The organism is Asanoa siamensis, from assembly GCF_016862555.1.
Classification (GTDB): Bacteria; Actinomycetota; Actinomycetes; order Mycobacteriales; family Micromonosporaceae; genus Asanoa; species Asanoa siamensis.
The window spans coordinates 1-905 of sequence record NZ_BONE01000208.1 but is presented as its reverse complement, the minus strand read 5'-3'; the positions used below and the strand labels follow the sequence as shown (position 1 = coordinate 905).

The window sequence follows — 905 nt, the reverse complement described above, 5'->3', positions numbered from 1 at the left end:
CCGCGGCCCAGGCACCGTCCGAGCTGAAGATCGGCGTCTCGATGCCGACGCAGACCTCGGAGCGCTGGATCGCCGACGGCAACTCCGTCAAGGAGAAGCTGGAGGCCAAGGGCTACAAGGTGGACCTGCAGTACGCGAACGACGACATCCCGACGCAGTCGCAGCAGGTCGACCAGATGATCACGCAGGGTGCCAACGCGCTGATCATCGCGGCCATCGACGGCACCGCGCTGTCCAGCCAGCTCCAGGCCGCGGCTGACAAGAAGATCCCGGTCATCTCGTACGACCGGCTGATCCGCGACAGCGCGAACGTCGACTTCTACGTCAGCTTCGACAACTACAAGGTCGGCGTCGCGCAGGCGACGGCGTTGCTGGTGGGTCTCGGCGTCCTGAACAAGGACGGTTCGGCGGGCACGGCCAAGGGGCCGTTCAACGTCGAACTGTTCGCGGGCTCGCTCGACGACAACAACGCGCACTTCTTCTTCGACGGCGCGATGGCCACGCTCAAGCAGCACATCGACAACGGCACGCTCGTCGTGAAGTCGAAGCAGACGTCCATCGAGCAGGCGGCGACCCTGCGCTGGCAGCAGGAGACCGCGCAGAAGCGCATGGAGGACCTGCTGACCAAGAGCTACAACGACGGTTCGAAGGTCGCGGGCGTGCTCTCGCCGTACGACGGCCTCTCCCGCGGCATCATCACCGCGCTGCAGAACGCCGGCTACAGCGGCAAGATGCCGGTGGTCACGGGTCAGGACGCGGAGATCGCCTCCGTCAAGCTGATCAGCGACGGTGTGCAGAGCTCGACCATCTTCAAGGACACCCGCCTGCTGGCCGACCAGGCCGCCAAGGCCGCCGAGGCGTTCCTGAAGAAGCAGACGCCGGAGGCCAACGACACCAAGTCGTAC

The 905-nt window shown here is 65.6% G+C and carries 1 protein-coding gene; it reads left to right on the top strand.

The genetic code is table 11. From position 1 onward, the window contains the following. The coding region (locus Asi02nite_RS41285; protein ID WP_203719487.1) for a substrate-binding domain-containing protein at nt 1-905 on the top strand (905 nt) is incomplete at both ends.